The organism is Parafrankia colletiae, assembly GCF_001854655.1.
In the GTDB taxonomy this organism is placed as follows: domain Bacteria; phylum Actinomycetota; class Actinomycetes; order Frankiales; family Frankiaceae; genus Parafrankia; species Parafrankia colletiae.
This window is the reverse complement of sequence record NZ_MBLM01000120.1, coordinates 54,366-74,072: the sequence shown is the minus strand read 5'-3', so window position 1 is coordinate 74,072 and position 19,707 is coordinate 54,366. Positions and strand designations below refer to the sequence as shown.

16 protein-coding genes are annotated in these 19,707 nt (G+C 71.9%); 10 read left to right on the top strand and 6 right to left on the bottom strand.

Going from position 1 to position 19,707, the window contains the following annotated elements:
- The first annotated feature begins 694 nt into the window (after window positions 1-694).
- A complete protein-coding gene (locus CC117_RS17325) occupies window positions 695-1,390 on the top strand; it encodes a TetR/AcrR family transcriptional regulator (RefSeq protein WP_071085411.1) in 696 nt (231 codons plus the stop codon).
- Between the two features lie 21 nt (window positions 1,391-1,411).
- On the opposite strand, the gene CC117_RS17320 is transcribed toward CC117_RS17325, so the two are convergent.
- Window positions 1,412-2,887 (bottom strand): MDR family MFS transporter, encoded by a 1,476-nt coding sequence (locus CC117_RS17320; RefSeq protein WP_071085409.1) that lies wholly within the window; start codon window positions 2,885-2,887, stop codon window positions 1,412-1,414.
- A gap of 340 nt (window positions 2,888-3,227) precedes the next feature.
- A complete protein-coding gene (locus CC117_RS17315) occupies window positions 3,228-4,436 on the bottom strand; it encodes an ABC transporter substrate-binding protein (RefSeq protein WP_071085407.1) in 1,209 nt (402 codons plus the stop codon).
- Between the two features lie 345 nt (window positions 4,437-4,781).
- On the opposite strand from CC117_RS17315, the gene CC117_RS17310 reads away from it, so the two are divergent.
- The 6 genes from CC117_RS17310 to CC117_RS17290 all read left to right on the top strand — a co-directional run bounded on the left by CC117_RS17310 (window position 4,782) and on the right by CC117_RS17290 (window position 11,783).
- Window positions 4,782-6,314 carry an MFS transporter gene (locus CC117_RS17310; protein ID WP_071085405.1) on the top strand — a complete coding sequence of 511 codons (1,533 nt, stop codon included), beginning with the start codon at window positions 4,782-4,784 and terminating at the stop codon, window positions 6,312-6,314.
- A gap of 286 nt (window positions 6,315-6,600) precedes the next feature.
- Window positions 6,601-7,875, top strand: coding sequence for a CoA transferase (locus tag CC117_RS17305; protein WP_241830194.1), 1,275 nt, complete (start codon window positions 6,601-6,603; stop codon window positions 7,873-7,875).
- A complete protein-coding gene (locus tag CC117_RS17300; protein ID WP_071085401.1) occupies window positions 7,872-8,870 on the top strand; it encodes a MaoC family dehydratase in 999 nt (332 codons plus the stop codon). Before CC117_RS17305 ends, CC117_RS17300 begins: the two co-directional genes overlap by 4 nt.
- Window positions 8,871-9,186: 316 nt before the next feature.
- Window positions 9,187-9,807, top strand: a complete 621-nt coding sequence (locus CC117_RS17295; protein ID WP_071085399.1) for a cutinase family protein — start codon at window positions 9,187-9,189, stop codon at window positions 9,805-9,807.
- A 446-nt stretch (window positions 9,808-10,253) separates the two neighbouring features.
- The gene (locus CC117_RS34990) at window positions 10,254-11,006 is read left to right on the top strand and encodes a cutinase family protein (protein ID WP_116287823.1); all 753 of its coding nucleotides are present in this window, start codon (window positions 10,254-10,256) and stop codon (window positions 11,004-11,006) included.
- A 111-nt stretch (window positions 11,007-11,117) separates the two neighbouring features.
- Window positions 11,118-11,783: a cutinase family protein gene (locus CC117_RS17290; protein WP_071085397.1), complete on the top strand. Its 666-nt coding sequence runs from the start codon at window positions 11,118-11,120 to the stop codon at window positions 11,781-11,783.
- Window positions 11,784-12,003: 220 nt separating this feature from the next.
- On the opposite strand, the gene CC117_RS17285 is transcribed toward CC117_RS17290, so the two are convergent.
- From CC117_RS17285 to CC117_RS17270, 4 genes are read right to left on the bottom strand one after another with little or no spacing between them, the layout of a single operon-like run.
- On the bottom strand, window positions 12,004-13,164 hold the full coding sequence (locus CC117_RS17285) for an acyl-CoA dehydrogenase family protein (protein ID WP_241830192.1): 1,161 nt from the start codon (window positions 13,162-13,164) through the stop codon (window positions 12,004-12,006).
- Entirely contained in the window at window positions 13,161-14,375 is a 1,215-nt protein-coding gene (locus CC117_RS17280; protein WP_198541887.1) for an acyl-CoA dehydrogenase family protein, read from the bottom strand. The genes CC117_RS17285 and CC117_RS17280 overlap by 4 nt, the downstream gene beginning before the upstream one ends.
- Window positions 14,372-15,445, bottom strand: a complete 1,074-nt coding sequence (locus tag CC117_RS17275) for an acyl-CoA dehydrogenase family protein (protein ID WP_071085395.1) — start codon at window positions 15,443-15,445, stop codon at window positions 14,372-14,374. The genes CC117_RS17280 and CC117_RS17275 overlap by 4 nt, the downstream gene beginning before the upstream one ends.
- Window positions 15,442-16,584: an acyl-CoA dehydrogenase family protein gene (locus CC117_RS17270; RefSeq protein ID WP_241830191.1), complete on the bottom strand. Its 1,143-nt coding sequence runs from the start codon at window positions 16,582-16,584 to the stop codon at window positions 15,442-15,444. The genes CC117_RS17275 and CC117_RS17270 overlap by 4 nt, the downstream gene beginning before the upstream one ends.
- A gap of 93 nt (window positions 16,585-16,677) precedes the next feature.
- On the opposite strand from CC117_RS17270, the gene CC117_RS17265 reads away from it, so the two are divergent.
- The 3 genes from CC117_RS17265 to CC117_RS17255 all read left to right on the top strand — a co-directional run bounded on the left by CC117_RS17265 (window position 16,678) and on the right by CC117_RS17255 (window position 19,555).
- A complete protein-coding gene (locus CC117_RS17265) occupies window positions 16,678-17,490 on the top strand; it encodes a FadR/GntR family transcriptional regulator (protein ID WP_071085484.1) in 813 nt (270 codons plus the stop codon).
- A 48-nt stretch (window positions 17,491-17,538) separates the two neighbouring features.
- Entirely contained in the window at window positions 17,539-17,871 is a 333-nt protein-coding gene (locus CC117_RS17260) for a DUF4286 family protein (protein ID WP_071085392.1), read from the top strand.
- 256 nt (window positions 17,872-18,127) lie between these two features.
- Window positions 18,128-19,555, top strand: a complete 1,428-nt coding sequence (locus CC117_RS17255; protein WP_071085483.1) for a glycosyl hydrolase — start codon at window positions 18,128-18,130, stop codon at window positions 19,553-19,555.
- Window positions 19,556-19,707 lie beyond the last annotated feature (152 nt).

Genomic DNA, 19,707 nt, shown 5'->3' with positions numbered 1-19,707 from the left:
CCCGCGTCGGCGGTCGAGCCGCGCAACCAGTCGGGGTGGGTCGCAGAGAGAGCCCCGGCGGCATGGGCCGTCTCGGCAGGAATTCCACCGCGCACACGCCGACTGAACTGTTCCGACGACCGGGCAGCCCCGAGCCGGCTGGCCGGACCCCGGGCCACATTTCCTTCCGGCTGAGCCCAACGCTAATCCCGAACACGAAGGCAATGYGGCACCGTCACTGTCCCGACATCCACAGTTCACCGCGAGCCGATCTGGAGAACCGAATGCCGTTCCGTACACGGAGCGGTGTCCGGTCCAGGCGGGAACGAGGGGGGCGCCGGCACGCCCACGCGGTGCCCGCCCGGCGCTCGCCCGGGCCGCGCCACGGTCGACTCGCGGGTGCACGGTCCGGGATGGACCGCGGCCGCCCGTCGGCAGCACCCACGACGCGGCCCGCCCACAGCACCGTTGGTCACCGCCTCGTCACCCGATGCCTGGGCGCCCAGGGCGAACTCCTGGCAAAATATCTTCGTCCGCGGTGTCAGTGCCTGGACCGAACGGGGCAGCCCCGACCACCGGCGTGCCGGCGTTGCCAGGCACCGTCGAACGGCGGGCCAGCCAGGGAGCATTCGTTACCGTACGGGTATACAGCTGCACGGACGGCGAGGCCCGCGGGCGTCGTGCAGGCAGCAGACCAGGTGGAGGAGGCCCGCGGATGGATGGGCAGGAGCGCGTCGACGCAGCCCGGAACCGCGCGGCGATCCTGGCGGCGGCGGCGGCGCTGTTCGATCGGGACGGCGCCGAGAGCGTGTCGATGAGCGACATCGCCGAGGCCGCGGGGGTCGGGAAGGGCACCGTCTTCCGGCGGTTCGGTGATCGCACGGCGCTGATCGAGGCTGTTCTGATGCCGCGGGTGAACGGGCTGAGCCAGCAGGTCGAGCACGGTGCGCCGCCGCTGGGCCCCGGCGGCTCCCCCGCGGAGGCCACCCGCGCCTACCTCGACGCGCTGCTCGATTTCGTGGTCGGCAACCGCACGTTGATCCGGGCGCTGGAGAACCGCGGACCGAACGTCTACTACGCCAACGCGTCCAGCCGGTACTGGATCGCCGAGCTGACCCGGCGCCTCACGGTGGCCCGCCCGGAGGAGGACGCCGACTACCTGGCGCACGTCCTGTTCACCGCGTTGCGGGCGGACGTCGTCGACTACCTCATGACCGCGCGGGAGATGTCGCTGCAGCGCATCCGCGCCGGCCTGCACACGCTCGCCGGCGTGACCTACCCCGGAACGCCGGCCAGCGGCGAGATCGCCGGCGGCCCGGTGCCCGGCAGTCCGACGGCCGACAGCCCGACGGCCGGCGACCCGGTGGCGGTGGGCGACGTCCAGGCGGCCGGGACCCGGGCAGGTGGATGACGGCGGGCGGGCGGCGGCTACTCAGGAGCCTTCGCTGACCGGCCCGTTGTCGGAATCCGGGTTGGCGCCGCGGGGCGGGGCGCCAGGCCGGCGCATCGTGACGACGGCGTCGGCGTCGTGGACGCGGACGGCGACGGCGAGCCCGACCACGGCCAGCACCGCGGCGACGTAGAAGCCCCACTGGAAGGCGCCCGGGTCGGCGGACCCGCCCGGCCCGCTGGCGCTGTCGCCCCCGGCGAGGCTGAGCGCGGTCGAGGCGAGAGCGACGCCGATGGCCGCGGCCAGCTGGCGCAGCACGTTGAACAGGGCGGACGCCTGAGCGTTCTGCGCAGGCGTGATCGTGGCGAAGGCGGCGGCCTGTGCCGGCATCATCACGAACCCGGCGCCCAGACCGAAGACGAAGAGCAGGGCACGCAGCACCCACAGCGAGACGTCGACCTCCACCAGCCCCATCGTCAGGGCGGCGGTGGCGACGACGATCAGACCTCCGGTCATCAGCCGGCGCGGCCCGACCGTCGGGTAGATGCTTCCCGCGATCTGCGTGGCAACGAGCACGCCGATGGCCTCGGGGAAGACCACCAGCCCGGACACCGTCGCGCTGGCCCCGCGTGCCGTCTGCATGAGCAGCGGGATCAGGAACAGCACACCCATGAAGGCCATGAACATCGTGCTGATGGTGAGGCTGACGCTGCGGTACAGCCGGTTGGAGAACAGCCGCAGCTCCAGCAACGGACCTGTTCGCCGCAGCTCCCACCAGGCGGTCGCCGCGGTCGCGGCGATCCCGACACCGGCGGCGGCGAGYGTCGTGGCCGAGGACCAGCCCTTCGTCGGCCCGGCGGACAGGGCGTACAGGACCAGCGCGAAACCGACCGCGGAGAGCACGAAACCGACCGCGTCGAAGCGGCCGGTAGGCGTCCCCTGGCGATCGACCAGGAAGAGGGCACCGACGATGAACGCGGTCGCGCCGATCGGGAGGTTGACCAGGAACACCCAGTGCCAGGAGGCCTGGTCGGTGAGCACCCCGCCGAGGACCGGGCCGACCGCCGGGGCGATGATCGTCGGGACGACGAGGATGCGCGCGGCGCGGGCCCGGTCGGCCGGCGGGTAGACGTGGAAGAGCATCGCCATGCCGACCGGGGTGAGCAGCCCGCCACCAGCCCCCTGCAGGATGCGGAACGCCACCAGCTGGCTGAGACTGTCGGCGAGCGCGCACAGCGCGGAGGCAGCCGTGAAGACCGCGAGGGCGGTCAGGAACACCCTGCGGGTGCCGAACCTGTCCGCCAGCCAGCCCGAGGCCGGGATCACCACGGCGAGACTGACCAGATAACTGATCACGATCTCGTCGACCGAATCGGACGCGACTCCGAGGTCGCGCGCGATGGACGGGAGCGCCACGTTCACGATCGTGCTGTCCATGATCGTGATGAACATCGTCGCGACGAAGAGCGCGGCGACGACAACACGCTGGTCAGACCCACGGCGGCGGGTGTCGCCCATACGGTCTCCTGCCGATCCCGCTGCGGTGCGGCAGGCGCGCACAGCGGTTGTTCACCGGGCCCGAAAAGTACCAGACCCTCATAATGAGGACCCCTCACTATGTGGGCACACGCCTGGATCCGTCAAACCCGCGGCACGCCGGCTGCCCGTTCCGGACACACCAGGGCCCGCGGGTGCCGGTCAACGGCACCCGCGGACGAGGTGCGGTGCGGTGYGGTGCGGCACGGCACGGCGACGTTCGAGGTCGGATCGACGGTGGATCGACGGTGGATCAGCGGTGGATCAGCACCGGCGGGAGTAACGCCACCACCGAGGCAGCACAGCGGGGCATGTGCGCCGATCAGGTCGCGTCGTTGGCGCAGAGCTTCTCCCGCGCGACGGCGAACGCCAGGCCGGTCGGGTCGATCTCGACGAACGCGCTGCACTGGAGCGGGGTGGTGGCGTTGGTGCGCAGGTCGATGGGTTCGATCAGGCCGCCCGCGTCGAAGTCGGGCACGTTGCGCAGGGAGCTGATGAAGGACTCCCGWGTGGGGCAGTCGYCGGCGAGCTCGAGACCGCGCAGGAACATGTCGGCGTAGATGTACCCGTACATCGCGAACTGCTGATCGGGCTGCCCGGTCTCCGGCGCGAACCGGCCCATCGCCTCACGATAGGTCTCGATCGCCGGGCCGCCGCCCTCGAACGGGTGGAAGTACACAGGGAAGGACACGCCGACGAGCTGCTTCCCGAGGCGGCTCAGCGTGCTGCGGTCGTAGCCGCTGAGGGAGACACTGGCGGCCAGCTCCACCCGGGTCTCACGGACGGCCTGCGAGATCTGCGCGAAGTCGTCCAGAGTGGTGAAACCGACCAGCGAGTCCGCGCCGCTCTCGGCGATCCGCCGCGCGATCTGGCGCGGGCTGTCGCCGGTGGACGCGAAGGGGATGATCTCGGCCGTCGGGAGCCCGACCTCCTGGAACGCGGCCGCGTAGCGCCGGGCGAGATCCTGGACGAACTGCGTCGAACCGGTTGTCACGACGGCGACCTTCGACCCGCCACGGATGGTCAGGTAGCGACCAATGGTCTGGGGTGACACGTCGTAGAGGTGCGAGAACCAGTTCGGGTACTTCGCGAAGTCGGTCTGCGGGAGCCCGACGACCGGTATGCCCTCCCTTGCCAGCCGCTCCGGCGAACCGCCGATCGTGGACGACACCATAAGCAGCCCGAAGACCGACTGCTGCTGGACAAGCTCGGTCGTCATGCGTTCGTTCGCCATGGGCGAGGTGCCGTCATCCCGCCAGTCGTAGAGGACGGTGYGGCCGTGGATRCCCCCGTTGGCATTGRCCAGGCCCAACCGCGYGTCCACCCCGGAGCGGGCGGACGAGAGCGCCGCGCTACCGACACCCGAGTTGGAGAACACGAACCCCAGGTTCACGTGATCAGCGGTGACACCGGGCGTGTCGCAGGCGATGTTCGCCTCGGCACCGGCGCCGGGTGTGGAGCAGCTCGTCACGGCAGCCACGGCCAGCGCGGCTGCCAGACCTAAGGGTCCGGCGAGTCCGTGTTTAYGCATGAGATCCCCTTTGCTGACGCGAACGACATCCATGCCGTCGCAGACCGTAGCGAGCCACGCCCGTCGAGACGCCCATCGCCAACAACAGGTCACGCTTTCCGATGATTCAGTTGATGCCGCAGGATAGTAGCCATCGCGCCCCGAGTGCGCACAAATACTTATGAGCTGGGAAAACAGGCCAGATTCCGGGTCAGAACCGCTGCCCGGCCGACCACGACACGACCCAGGACCGACAGCCGGACGCCTCGAAGCCCGGTGTGACCAACGACCCACCGGCCGTGCACGGACGTTCCCCGATGTGCGTGATACACATAGTTGTACGATACAGCTAACTGTGGGGTGCACATGGTGTCCAGCGAAGTCCCTGGCAGCTCCCGGCCGGTTCCCGACGCAGGCTCCGCGGGCGGGGCGACCGAGGGCGGGGCGCGGCGCGTCGAAGTGGTCATCGCCGTCCTGGCCTCGGCGGGCGTCGTCGTCGCGCTGATGCAGACCCTGATGGTCCCGCTGATCCCGGTGCTGCCCCGACTGCTGGACAGCAGTGCCGCGGACGCCTCCTGGGCCATCACCGCGACCCTGCTGACCGGCGCCGTCGCCAACCCGGTGTTCGGGCGTCTCGGTGATCTCTTCGGCAAGCGGCGGATGCTGCTCGTCGCCGCCTACTGCCTCGCCGCCGGGTCGCTGATCTGCGCGCTGAGCGGCTCGCTGGTGCCGATCGTCGCCGGGCGCGCCCTGCAGGGCCTCGGCCTGCCGATCATCCCGCTGGGCATCAGCATCATGCGGGACCTCCTGCCCCCCAAGCGGCTCATTCCGGCGATGGCCCTGATGAGCTCCTCGCTGGGCATCGGCGGGGCGCTGGGCCTGCCGATCGCGGCGGTCGTGGCGCAGAACTTCGACTGGCACGTGCTGTTCTGGGGGTCCCTGGTCGCGGCCGGCGCCCTCGTCRTCCTGATCACCGTGGTCGTGCCGGAGTCCCCCGTCCGGGGGACGGGCACCTTCGATCTGCCCGGCGCGGTGGCGCTCTCCGCCGGCCTGGTGGCCCTGCTGCTCGCGGTGACGAAGGGCGCGGCCTGGGGCTGGGCGAGCGCCACCACCCTGGGGCTGTTCGCGGGCGCCGTCCTGGTCCTGCTGGCCTGGGGCTGGTGGGAGACCCGCACCGCCGCTCCCCTGGTCGACCTGCGGACGTCCAGCCGGCGCCCGGTGCTCCTGACGAACGTCGCGTCGACGGTGCTGGGCTTCGCGATGTACGCGATGTCGCTGATCAGTCCGCAGCTGCTGCAGCTGCCCCGGGCGACCGGGCACGGCCTCGGCCAGTCGCTGGTCGCCACCGGCCTGTGGATGGCTCCCGGCGGCCTGGTGATGATGGCCATGTCACCGGTCGCCGGCCGGCTGATCGCCGCCCGCGGGCCGAGGGCCGCCCTCATCACCGGGTCCGCGGTGATCACGGCGGGCTACCTGCTGGCGCAGGGCCTGCTCGGCACGCCGTGGGGCCTGCTCATCGTCACCGCGGTGATCAGCACCGGCGTCGGTCTCGCGTACGCGGCGATGCCGACCCTGATCATGACGTCGGCGCCGGCGTCCGAGGGCGCGRCCGCCAACGGCCTCAACACCCTGATGCGCTCGATCGGGACGTCCACCGCCAGTGCGGTGATCGGTGTGGTCCTGGCCAACATGACGATCTCCTTCGGCGCGAGCACCGTGCCCTCGCTCACCGGCATGCGGGTCGGGTTCCTGATCGGCGCGGGGGCCGCGCTGGCCGCCTGCCTGCTCGCACTGGCCATTCCCGGACGGGCGGCGCGGCCAGCCGGCGCCGTCGTCCCCGACCAGCGTCCGACGTCGACCGCCGCGGCCCGCTCGGGGGCGGGTGCGAGCGTCTCCTGACCCCTCGGTTCCGGTGCGCCGGCGGCGGGGCTGCCGGCGGTGGCGGCCGACGCCGACGCCAACGCCTTCGAGGACCGGAAAGATAGTTATGCCATCGCCTGAATTCTGATAGGAACGAAGAAGGAAACAGAAATATCACCCTGCGTCGGCGAGCAAGAACGCTCAGTGTCGAGCCGTGCGGGTCAGCGGATTCCTTCGAGCAGGATGGCGGTGCCCGCATGGACATCGAGGCCGACCGGGGAGCGACCTGGCGCAGCGCGCCCGCCCCGACCGCCGGGCGGGCGTCGTGACGACGCCCGAGGTGGCCCGGCCTCTCGCGGGCCTGCGGGTGGTCGAGTGTGCGAGCTTCGTCGCCGGGCCCACCGGTGGGATGACCCTCGCCCAGCTCGGCGCCGACGTGATCAGGATCGACCCGGTCGGCGGCGGCAGTGACCACCAGCGCTGGCCCGTCGCCCCGACCGGCGAGAGCTACTACTGGACGTCCCTCAACAAGGCGAAACGCTCCGTCGCGATCGACATGCGCTCCCCCGCGGGCAAGGAGCTGGTGGCGGCCCTGATCACCGCACCGGGCCCGGAGCAGGGCGTGCTCGTCGACAATGTCGTCGGGCGGCGCTGGATGGCACACGACGCCCTCGCCGAGCGCCGGGCGGACCTGATCCACGTCCGGGTCCAGGGCTATCCGGACGGACGGCCGGCCGTCGACTACACGGTCAACGCCGAGGTCGGCCTGCCCGGCATCACCGGTCGAGAGGAGGGCGGCGCGCCGGTCAACCACGTGCTGCCAGCCTGGGACTACATCACCGGTATGAGTGTGTCGACCGCCGTCCTCGCCGCGCTGCGCGACCGTGACCGCACCGGAGCCGGGGCGTTCATCGAGCTGGCCCTCTCCGACGTGGCGCTGGCCGGTGTCGCGAACATGGGCTGGCTGTCCGAGGCCGCCGCCCGCGGGGTGGAGCGGCCGCGGCACGGCAACCATGTCTACGGCAGCTTCGGTGTCGACTTCACCTGCAGCGACGGCAACCGGGTGATGGTCGTCGCGCTCACCGAGGGCCAGTGGGCGGCGCTCTGCTCGGTGACCAAGACCGGCGAGGTGTTCGCGGCGTTGGAGACCGCCCTGGACGCCGACCTCACCCAGGAGGCCGACCGGTACCGGCTGCGCGAGACCATCGCCGCGGTGCTGCGCCCCTGGTTCGCCGCCCGCGACTACCCCCAGGTCGCGGGCGAGCTCGACGCCGCCCGGGTGCTGTGGGGCCGGTACCGGGGCATGGTCGACGTCGTCGCCGCCCACGCCGCGAACCCCCTCCCCGTGCTCGCGGACGTCGAGCTGCCCACCCAGGACCAGGCGACCGGTCCGGTCACGGCGATCACCGCACGCTCGCCGATGCGGTGGAACGGCCGGTACGGTGCCCCCGGTGCCGCTCCCCGCCTCGGCGAGCACACCGTGCCCGTCCTGGCCGAGGTCCTCGGGCTCGGCGACGCCGAGATCGGGCGGCTGGTCGACAGCGGCGTGATCAGCCGGCCCACGGCAGGGTCGGGCGAGTCGGCGGGAGCGCGCGGGTGACGATCGGAGCTGTCGCCGAGGGTCCCTACTTCGACGAGCTGGCCGTCGGGCAGACGTTCCGTTCCGCGCCGGGGGTGACGCTCACGCCGGGCCTGGCCGACGTCCACCGTTCCATCGTCGGCGGCCGGCTCGCGCTCGCCCTCGACACCGCGCTGTGCGCCGAGGTCACCGGCGGCGCCGCGCTCGCGCCGCCGAACGTCGTCTGGGACGTCGCCATCGGCCAGTCCACCGTCGTCACCCATCACGTCAAGGCCAACCTCTTCTACCGGGGCCTGGTCTTCCGCCGCACCCCGGCGATCGGCGACACCCTGCGGACGTCCACCGAGGTCGTCGCACTGCGGCAGAACAGCGTGCGGCCCGGCCGGCGGCCCACCGGCCTCGCGGTGCTCCGGATCACCACCGTCGACCAGCACGGACGTCCGGTCCTGGACTTCTGGCGCTGCGCGATGCTGCCGCTGCGTGACCCGGAGCGGGCGACCGGCCACCACGACGACGTCGAGTCCGTCGGTGCCCCACCGGCCCCGGCGGAGCTTGCCGCCGTCGTCGACGGCTGGGACCTCGCCCGCTTCGCCGCCGCCGCCGAGGGCGCCCGCTTCGCCGACCTGAAGGCCGGGCAGAGCTGGCTCGTCGGCGGCGGGGACGTCGTGTCGAGCGCGCCGGAACTGGCCAGGCTCACCCTCAACATCGCGCAGGTCCACCACGACAGCACCGCCGGCGGCGGACGTCGGCTGGTCTACGGCGGCCACACGATCGGGCTGGCGTTCGCGCAGGTCACGCGGGCGCTGCCGGCGCTGGTGACGGTCGCGGGCTGGCACGGGTGCGACCACGTCGGCCCGGTGTACGAGGGTGACACCCTGCGCAGCGAGATCACCGTCGAGGACCTGACCCCGCTCGCCGCCGGCGGCGGGCTCGTCGGCCTCCGCTCCCGCGTGCGCGCCGACGGGGACCCCGACCGCGACGTGCTCGACTGGAAGTTCGTCGCAGTCCTGCCCTGACAGCAGACCCGGCCAGACTGTAGCCGGCCACGTACACAGGGCAACAAAGTCCGACCTCCGCGGAAGCAACGACCGGGTCGGGCGCCGGTCCGCCCCACTGGAGGCACACCCCGCGACCACGATGGCACCTTGGGGTAGCCCCGCAAGGGGACAAGTTGATTCGAATTAGGACGGACACTAGTTTCTCGTGCGCACGGTCATTCACAACGGGGGGGATGACCGGAAATAGCCGGCTGAACCAGGCCGACTGTTCCCGAGAGACGAGGCGCACGTGAAAATCATCCGCTCCTGGAAAAGGCGGACCCTGGCACTGACAATGGCAGTCGCCGCCGGAACGATGGGAATCGGGCTGGCCGCCGGTCCGGCCAGCGCTGCGACGTGTTCCGACGTGGACATCGTGTTTGCCCGCGGCAGCGGCGAAGCACCTGGGCTGGGCATCACCGGCACACCGTTCGTGAACTCCCTGCGGCAGAACCTCACCGGGAAGTCGGTCAGCTCCTACGCGGTGAACTACGCGGCCGACGTCGCCCAGACCTCCGCCGGACCCGGCGCCACCGACATGACCCGCCACGTCGTCTCGGTCGCGGCCTCCTGCCCGAACACCAAGTTCGTGCTCGGCGGGTACTCGCAGGGAGGCAGCGTCACCGACATCTCCATCGGCATCCCGACGCTGCTCGGCTCGGGCCAGACCATCCCCACCAACCTCGCGCCGCGGGTCGCCGCGGTCGTCGTGTTCGGCAACCCGCTCGCCCTCTACGGCCAGCGGATCACCACGGTCAGCCCGCTCTACGGCCCGAAGGCCAAGGAGTACTGCAACCTCGGCGACCCGGTCTGCGCCGGCGGTTTCAACATCTACGCGCATCTCACCTACGGGTTCGACGGCAGCACAGCCAACGGTGCCACCTTCGCCGCAACCCGGGTGCGTGCACTGGGCTGACAGGCCGACCCGCTGGGACACCCCGCTGACCCAGCCATGAAGCCGGGGCCGCGGCGCACGATCCGCGACCCCGGCTTCACCCCATCCGCCCCCGCGCACACCCACGGCGACCCAACCGCGGTTCTCGGCCGACCCACGGTGGATCGCTGATGTAGCCGGACAGGCACGCATGACGACCCCGCGCTCCCTCCCGAAGGCGGGTGTTRGCCAGGTCGTCACCGGCTCACCCACACCGTGTTCACGCGCAGCGACCGCGCCGGCGCCTTGGGGGAGCCCCGCAGGCGGAGAAGTTGATTCCAATTAGCACGGACACTAGTTTCTCATGCGCAAGGTCATCCACAATGGGGGATGACTGGGAATAATCCGCAGCATCAGGCGAATTATTCTTGGGAGAGATGTGCATGAAAATACTTCGTTCCTGAAAAAGGGTGGCAGTAGCACTGGCCATGGCCACCTCCGCCGGCACGGTTGGAATCGGTTTCACGGCCGGACCGGCCAGCGCTGCAGCATGTTCCGACGTGGACATCGACTTCGCCCGGGGCAGCGGTGAATCACCCGGCCTGGGAATCACCGGCACCCCGTTCGTCAACTCCCTGCGGCAGAACCTCACCGGGAAGTCGGTCAGCTCCTACGCGGTGAACTACGCGGCCGACGTCGCCCAGACCTCCGCCGGACCCGGCGCCACCGACATGACCCGCCACGTCGTCTCGGTCGCGGCCTCCTGCCCGAACACCACGTTCCTACTCGGCGGCTACTCGCAGGGCGCCAGCGTCACCGACATCTCCATCGGCATCCCGACAGCGCGTCCTTCGCCGCCGCCCGGGTACGCGCACCGGGCTGACGGCACGACACCCGGCGACACCCGCCGATCCATCCGCGACGCCGGGGCCGGCCGCGCTCCGACCCGCCAGACGGGTCGACCACGCATCCCGCCGGCCCCGCTCCGCCCATCCCTGGCACCGCCCGGCACGGCCAGGCTCCGGCGGACCCGTAGCCATAGCCGTCCCCCCGCCGCACACGCAGCTCCGCGTGCATTCCGTCGACGTCATTCACCGGGCGCGACCTCGTGGCGGCGCGGAGCTATCTCACGCCGGTGCGCGGTGAACACTGACGGGAAACCATCCCCACGCACCAGGGTGCGACCACCTCTCGGTAGCAATACCGGCACCTTTGGGGAGCACCCTTGGGGGCGGTGTTGAACCTCCACAGAGCGGACGATATTTTCTGCACTGCAAGGTCATTCCAATGGGGGGGATGACTGGGGTTGCCGCTGTGCAAGGTCGAGCAACCCCGCAAGGAGACTCACTCACATGAGGCTTGCCCGTTCCTGGAAACAGCGCGCTGTGGCGGTCTTCCTGACTGCTGTCGCCGGCACACTGGGTGCCGGAATTACGGCCAGCCCCGCCTCCGCGGCGACCTGTTCCGACGTCGATGTGGTATTCGCCCGCGGCAGTGGCGAATTCCCGGGCCTTGGAATCACCGGCACCCCGTTCGTCAACTCCGTGAAGCAGGGGCTCGCTGGGAAGACGGTCAGCTCCTACGCCGTCAACTACGCGGCCGACATCGCCCAGACCTCCGCCGGCGCGGGGGCCACCGACATGACCCGGCACGTCCGCTCGGTGGCCGCCTCCTGCCCGAACACGAAGTTCGTGCTGGGTGGCTACTCGCAGGGCGGCAGCGTCACCGACATCTCGATCGGCATCCGGACCTTCCTCGGCTCCGGCGAGACCATCCCGGCCGACCTCGCGCCGCGCGTCGCCGCGGTCGTCGTCTTCGGTAACCCGCTCGCGCTGTTCGGCCAGAAGATCACCACGGCGAGCCCGCTCTACGGCCCGAAGGCCAAGGAGTTCTGCAACCTGGGTGACCCGGTCTGCGCCGGCGGATTCAACGTCTTCGCACACCTCACTTACGGATTCGACGGCAGCACGGCCAACGGTGCCTCCTTCGCCGTCTCGAAGGTGCGCGCACTCGGCTGACATCCACGGTAATCAGGTCGGCCAGCTCGGGGCCGGTCCCGAACCGAATCCCTGCACCGGGATTCGGTTCGCGGGCCGGCCCCGCTGCATGCGATTAGTTTCTGTAGTCAGTTCATTTCGCGTATTGGCCGTTTATTGACCTGGACATATTGCTTCACGCTGTGCCGCAGGTCACTCGGGGTTGTCCCCTGATCCGGCCGTAATGCAGTCGTCCGGGCGCTCAGGGGGCGGAGAACCTCGCGCCGAGCCGGGCGCGGTGCGCCGCCGGGGCGCCGAACAGCGACCGGTTCAGCAGCGCCCGTTTCAGGTAGACGTGGACCCCACCCTCCCAGGTGTAGCCGATGCCGCCGTGCAGCTGCATCGCCGCGCCCACGATGTCGACGGCGGCGGCGCAGACGTACGACTTCGCCCGCGACACGGCGACACCGGCATCGGGGTCGTCGGCCGCCACCGACCGCACCGCCTCGCCGAGCAGCTCCCGCCCGACCRCTATCTGGACGAACATGTCGGCGCAGGCGTGCTTCACCGCCTGGAACGAGCCGATGGGACGTCCGAACTGCCGACGGGTCCCCGCGTACTCGACAGTGGTCTCGAGCATCGCCTCCGCCAGGCCGAGGCCGTCGCAGGCCATCGCCAGCGCGGCTCGGTCACGCAGCCGCCGGGCGGCCGCCGCCGGGTCGTCACCGCCGAACCGCCACACCGAGGCTGGGTCAACCGGGGCACCGTCGACGACCACGGTGCCGAGACCGCGGGTCTCGTCCAGAACGGGCCGGTCGGTGACGGTGACACCCGGGTCGCCCGGGCGGACCCGCACCACCACCGGCAGCCCGTCCGGGTCGACGGCGAGCAGCAGGACCTGGTCGGCGCCGGCCGCGTCCGGCACGAAGTCGGCCTGGCCGCTCACCCGGTGCGCGTCGAGCCGGAAGGCGGCCGTGTCGTCATCGCCCGTGGGCAGCGCGACCGCGAGGCGCTGGCTGCCCACGGCGGCCGCGCGCAGCAGCTCGTCCCGCCCCGGCCCGGCCTCGAGCAGACGCAGTGCGCCGACACCGAGCACAGCCGAGCCCAGGTAGGGGGTGCTCGCCGCGGCCCGACCGAGCTCGTGCAGGACGACCGCGACCTCGGCGAAGGTCACACCCGCGCCGTCGAGCTCCTCCGGTGCCTCCAACCCGAGCCAGCCGGTGTCGGCGAGCAGCGACCAGTCGACCGTGGCATACGTCTGGTCGGGGCCGGCCTTGGCTGCGTTGCGGCGCAGCAGGTCCCGGGCCACAGCGCGCAGCTCCCGGTGCAGCTCGCCGAGATCGCCGAGATCGGCCGCACCGCCGGAGCCGCCCGAACCGCCCGCGCTGCCCGAGCCGCCCTGCTCGTCGGGACGGGCGCTCATGACGACACCACCGGCTCCCGGGGCAGGCCGAGGCCGCGCTCACCGATGATGGTCCGCTGGATCTCGCTCGTCCCGCCGGGGATCGTCCACTCCCACGATCCGATGAAGTCCAGCACCCACGCTCCCGACTCCCAGCCGCTGGACGCGGGCTTGCGCAGCTCGGCGTGGGCGGGCAGCCCGGCCACCTCGACGGCGAAGTCCATGGTCCGTTGCAGCAGTTCGCTGTAGTACAGCTTCACCACCGAGGCCTCCACCGGGCCGGCGGTGCCCGCCTCGTGCCGCTCGACCAGGCCGCGACACAACGCCCGCAGGCCGGCGATCTCGGTGTCGAGCTCCGCCAGCCGGTCCAGTACCCGCGGGTCGTCGACGGGACGCCCGCCGCCGGGCCCCGGCGTGCGGCAGGTCTCCACCAGCCACCGGAAGCCCGCGTTGCCCAGCCGCTCGGCCAGTTCCAGCATGGTCATCCCACGTTCGGCGCTCAGCGTCGACTGGGCCACCTGCCAGCCCTGGTCGACCGGGCCGACCAGGTTCTCGGCCGGGATCACCACACCGTTGAGGAAGATCTCGCAGAAGTGCGACTCGCCCGCCGCGTTACGCACCGGCCGGACGTCGATGCCGGGCGTGCGCATGTCCATCAGGAAGTAGGAGATCCCCCGCCGCTTGGGCGCGGCCGGGTCGGTCCGGGCGAGCAGGAGGCACCAGTCGGCGTGCGCGGCCCCGCTGGCCCACAGCTTCTGCCCGTCGACGACGAACCCGTCGCCCTCGCGGCGCGCGGTGGTGCGCAGGCTGGCCAGGTCGGAGCCGGCTTCGGGCTCGGAGAAGCCCTGCACCCAGATCTCGCCGTCGAGGATCGCGGGCAGGTGCCGGCGCCGCTGCTCGTCCGTCCCCGCCGCGAGCAGCGTCGACGCCGCGTGGTGGATCGAGACGAAGCCGAGGACGAGCCGGGGTGCGTCATGTGCCGCCAGCTCCTGGTACAGCACCACCTGCTGGGCGACCGGCATCCCGCCGCCCCACTCGGCGGGCCAGTGCGGGACGGCGAAACCCGCCGTGCGCAGCCGCTGGAACCACTCCTGCTGGAAGCGGACGAACTCGTCGTCGGACGCGCCGGCCTGCGTGCGCCGCCAGTCGGACGGCACCTCGGCACGGCACCAGCGCCGCACCTCGGCCCGGAACTCCGCCAGATCCGCAGTGGAGATCGCGGGGCTCGTCACAGCGGCTGCACCTCCAGGTTCGGCTCGCGGCGCGGGGCGAAGGGCCCGGCCAGGCCCGCCCGGCCGATCCGGCGGGTGAGCTCGTCACGGGTGGCCGACAGACCCAGCGGCAGGCGCCGGACCGGCTGGCTGTACCGCGAGATCCACGACAGCGTGGTCTCGTCGCAGAAGCCCATCGCGCCGTGGAGCTGATGCGCGACACGGAACACCTGGTCAGCGGCTTCGAGGATGGCGAGGCGCAGCGCGAGCGCGTCGTCGACGGCCTCGCCGCGGCCGGTGGCGACGGCCCACAGGGCGTACTTCGCCAGCTCCTCGACCCCGAGCCGTTCCACCTCGGCGTCGGTCAGCTGGAACTGCACTCCCTGGAACCGCGCGAGGGGCTGGCCGAACTGCTCGCGCGCGAGGACATGGGCGCGGGTCAGGTCGATCGCCCGGTCGAGCATGCCGAGCAGGGTCCAGCACGGCAGCACCAGGCCGAGCGCCAGGTCGGCGAGCCCGTCGCCGTCGCGGGACGCCTGGCTCGGGACGAGCGCCGGATCGTCGACCAGCCCGGTGACGAAGGCGCCGTAGCGGGGGGTCGTCGTCGGCGGCGCGGCGGTGGCGACGCCGCGGCCTCCGTCGAACGTCACCGTCGACCACCGCCGCCCGAGACCGGCGACGGGCGCCGCCGGGCCGTACCCGACGAGGCCCGCATCGCCTGCATCGCCCGCATCGCGGGCGTCGCCCGCGCCGGCAGCGCCGGCCGCGCCGCCGGGTCCGGTGCCCGCGATGACGACGAGGCCGTCGGTGGAGCCGTCGGCGGGGCGGGCGAGCCGTTCGGCGACCGGGTAGGGCAGCGCCCACCAGCCGGCCACCCGGCACAGCGCGGCCACCGCCTCGAGTTCGTCGGCGCCCCCGCGCGGGTCGAGATCCCAGGCACCGAGCTCGGCCAGGACCGGCTCCACGAGGTCGGCCCGCCGGGCCGGCTCGCGCTCCGCGTCCTGGACGATCTGGTCGCCACCGGCCGCCTCGAAGGCGCGCAGGGCCGTCCGGCCGTACTCGACGGCCTCCTCGCTCAGCTCGGTGTTCACCTCGCCGCCAACAGCGAGCGCGACATGAGGATCCGCTGCATCTCGACGCTGCCCGAGGCCACGGTGGCGGACACCGAGTAACGCCGGTGGTCCTCCACGGCACGGCGGAACCGCCGGCCTTCCTCCCCGGGCAGCGACGCGCCGGCGACGATGTCCATGAGCACCTCCGCGCTCTCCTGGTCCAGTCGGGTCACCGCGATCCGGTAGGCCGCGGAGTCGTCCGGTCTGATCCGTCCACCGGCCTGCAGGGAGACGACGCGGTAGGCGAGCAGACGGGCCCGCCGGGCGTGGACGAGCATCCGGGCCCAACGGCTGCGCAGCTCCTCCGGCAGCACGTCCCATTCGGCGCCCAGCGCGGCCGGCGCGGCCTGGAGCAGGCGCTCGACCCGGGCGTAGCGGGCGATGCCCACCCGCTCGAAGGCGAGAACCTCCTGGACGATCGACCAGCCCCCGCCGACGGTGCCGAGGACGTCCGCCTCGGTCACCCGCAGCTCGTCGAAGAAGACCTCGTTGAGATGGTGCGGGCCGAGCATGCTGGGGATCGGGCGGACCTCGATCGCCGGGTCGGACATCGGCACCAGGAACACCGTCAGCCCCTGCTGCCGCCGCTTCTCCCGGGAGGTGCGGGCCAGCAGGAAGCACCACTGCGCCATGGTCGCGTAGGACGTCCAGACCTTCTGGCCGCTGACCCGCCAGCCGCCGGACTCCTCGTCCGGATGGGCGGTGGTGCGCAGCGAGGCGAGGTCGGAGCCGGATTCCGGCTCGCTGAAGCCCTGGCACCAGATCACCTCACCGCGGGCGATCGGCGGCAGGTGGCGCTGCTGCTGCTCGGCCGTGCCGTGCCGCATGATCGCCGGGCCGACCCAGTTGACGCCCATGTACTGGGCGCCTCGTGGCTCGTGGTGTGCCCACATCTCCTCGCGGACGACCGTCTGTTCCCACAGCGTCGCACCGCGGCCGCCGAACTCGGTGGGCCAGGCCATGCACAGCAGGCCCAGCTCGGCGAGGGTCCGGGAGAAGCTCTGGGCGACCTCGAGGTCGGCCGGATCGTCGGTGAACGCGCCGAGGAAGTCCGGCGGCACATGCTTGTGGACCAGCTCGCGCAGGTCGCGCCGGAGTGTCTCCACTCCCTCGCCCATGTCGTACTCCATGGACGGCAGACAGTAGCCGGAAACGCTTCAACCTTCAATACTTATAAAGATAAGAAGGGGTATGCTCACAGGGTGCCCAAGGTGCCGACCCGCCAGGGACGAGTCTCGCAGGTCCGCATCGCCGAGACCGTCGCGTCGACGCTGCGCGGGCGCATCCTCTCCGGTGACGGCTCCGACGAGTACCAGCTGCCGACCCAGGACCAGCTCGTCCAGGAGTTCGGCGTCAGCTACCCGTCCATCCGTGAGGCCATCCGGATCCTCGAGACCGAGGGCCTCGTCACCGTGCGGCGCGGCAAGGTCGGCGGCGCCGAGGTGCACCGGCCCGACGAGTCGTCCGCCGCGTACCACCTCGGGCTCGCGTTGCAGGCCGGGCGGGTCACCCTCGGCGATCTCGCGGTCGGCCTGCAGACCTTCGAACCGCAGTGCGCCGCCCAGTGCGCCCTCGCCCCCGACCGCCAGGAGCGCATCGTCCCGGCGCTGCGGGCGAACATCGAGGCCACCGCCCGGCTCGTCGGCACCAGCGGCCCCTTCACCCACGCCGCCCGCGAGTTCCACGAGCTCGTCGTCGCGCTGACTCCCAACGCGACGATCCGCCACATCGTCGGCAGCCTGGTCGCACTGTGGTCCGCGCAGGAACGGGCCTGGGCCGACACGGCCGCGAGCCGGGGCGAGTACCCCGACCAGGTCGAGGCCGAGCAGGTCGTGCGGACCCACCGCCGCGTCCTCACCGAGATCACCGCCGGGCGCGCCGCGGCCGCCGAGCGGGTCGCCCGCGCCCATCTCGCCGCCTCGCAGGCGTATCTCCTGGACATGTTCGACGACAGCGTGGTCACCATCACCCACGCGCGGACAGGCCACACGGGCGCCATCCCCAACCCGCTGTGGCGGGTCTGAGCCCRCCGCCAGGGCGGCCGGGGGCCCGCGACACCAGGGAGGTTCCACGTGCCGAAGGGCATCCTTGTCGTGCAGACACGTCCGGTCTCGCCCGAGCGGGAGGACGAGTACAACCGGTGGTACTCCGAGGAGCACATGCCCGACATCCGGGCGATTCCGGAAATCGTCTCCGCCCGCCGGTACCGGATCCGCGACGCCGGGCAGATCACGGCCAGGCCCTCGGCCCGGGAGTACCTGGCCGTCTATGAGATCGAGGCCGACGACCTCGAGGTGCCCCTGGCGGAGATGGCCGCCCGGTCGGCCGACGGGAGAGTGCGGGAGAGCGACTCCGTCCAGACCGACCCGCCGCCGGCGCTGGCCTTCTACGAACTGATCGACTGAGGCCCCAGGGGCGGCAGATCTCCGTGCGCGACCCGCCGCCGCGACCCGCCGCCGCGGGCCGGCCCATCGGCGCCCCACAGTGGTCAATCCCGGCCCCATCCCCGGTAACAGTCCTGGCCAGCGGCCCAAGAGTGGGCGGAAGGCCGGGTGTCCCCCCGGGCGTCCCCGTAAGGAGGTTGGAAAGATGGGCCGGTGACCACCGGCGGGTGCTCGATAGGGGACATACGTGCAGCGGCACGAAGCAGGTAGCACGGTGGTGGCAGGAAGCAGCACGGACGAGGCGGATGCGCCCTGGGCCCACGACAGCGCGGCCGACGCCACGGCTCCCGGCGCCCCGGCCTCGGGCACGGAGGGACCGGCGGCGACGTTGCCGCTGCCGGTGCCTGCCATGGAGTCCGACGACGCCCCGTCAGAGGCGGACGCGGTCAGTACCGTCGGCGGAGCGGTGACCGGGACGGGCGACGAGCCGGAGCCCGGCACCGGGCCGCAGGCCGGCGCGGAGCCCGGCGAGGGCTCCGGGAGCGGCAGACGAAAGGGGCGCCGGCGCGGGACCCACCGCGGAGCGACCAGGCCGACCCGGTCGCGCCGACGCCGCCGCCGGTCCATCATCGGCGCGGCGGCCGCCGGGATGGTCGTCGTCCTCGGGGTACTCGGCCTGGTCGCCCTGGCCAGCGACGACGGCCGGCCGCAGGCGCCGAAGCCGTCAACGGCGGGCCCGCGTCCGGACACCGGGCCGGCGCCGGGCCCGGCCGGGCAGCCCGCCGCGCCCGAGCCGACCCCGCAGGGCCCGGCGGCGCCGGGGGCCCGGTGGCCGACGGGAACGAACGCGAACCCGCCGCTGGACATCCGGGCGTGGGAGGCGTGGACGGGGCGACCGACGGACATCGCGACCGTGTTCACCGTCCGGAACAACTGGGAGCACATCGCCTACTCCGACTGGCCCTTCGCGGACTACCGGCCGGAGGTGTACGCGGGCCAGCTCTCCGTAGCCCAGCCGCTGTTCCCGCAGTCAGGTGACGAGCGCACCTGCTCCCGTGGCCACTACGACCAGCACTGGGCCGCGTTCGGGCAGACCCTGACCCGCAACGGGCGGCCCGACGCGATCGTGCGCCTGGGCTGGGAGTACAACGGCAACTGGTTCTGGTGGTACCCCCGCGACACCGCGACCTGGAAGACCTGCTTCCAGCACGCGGCGACCGCGATCCGTTCGACGGCCCCCGGAGTTCGCATCGAGTTCAACGTGAGCGCGCACCGGGACCGGATGCCCAACGGTGACGACGTGTGGGCGGCCTACCCCGGCGACGAGTTCGTCGACATCGTGAGCAGCGACACCTACGACTCGTACCCTCCGTCGCTGACACCGGAACTCTTCGAGCAGCAGTGCATCGTCCCGTCGGGCACGTGCACGGTGGCCGCGTTCGCGCGGGCGCACGGCAAGCAGTTCGCGGTGCCCGAATGGGGCCTGGTCCGGGCGGACCGGCACGGCGGCGGCGACAACCCGCTCTACATCGAGAAGATGCACGACCTGTTCGAACGCAACCGCGACATCCTCGCCTACGAGGCCTACTTCAACGCGGCCGAGGCGACGAACGTCCGCTCCTCGCTCATCAACCCGCCCCTGCACCCCAACGCGGCTCAGCGCTACCTCGAACTGTTCGGCACTGCCACCACCGACCGCGCCTGATCCAGGACGGGCGTCCCGGATGGGTCTTCACCGCCTGACCATCAGGACAACTCTCGAAGAGCCGTGACCTTGCCCCGCGCACCCCGACTTCCGGCGGCGGGGCCCGGACTCTGACCCGTAACAGCCGGACTCGTCGATAAAACAGGCCGGCC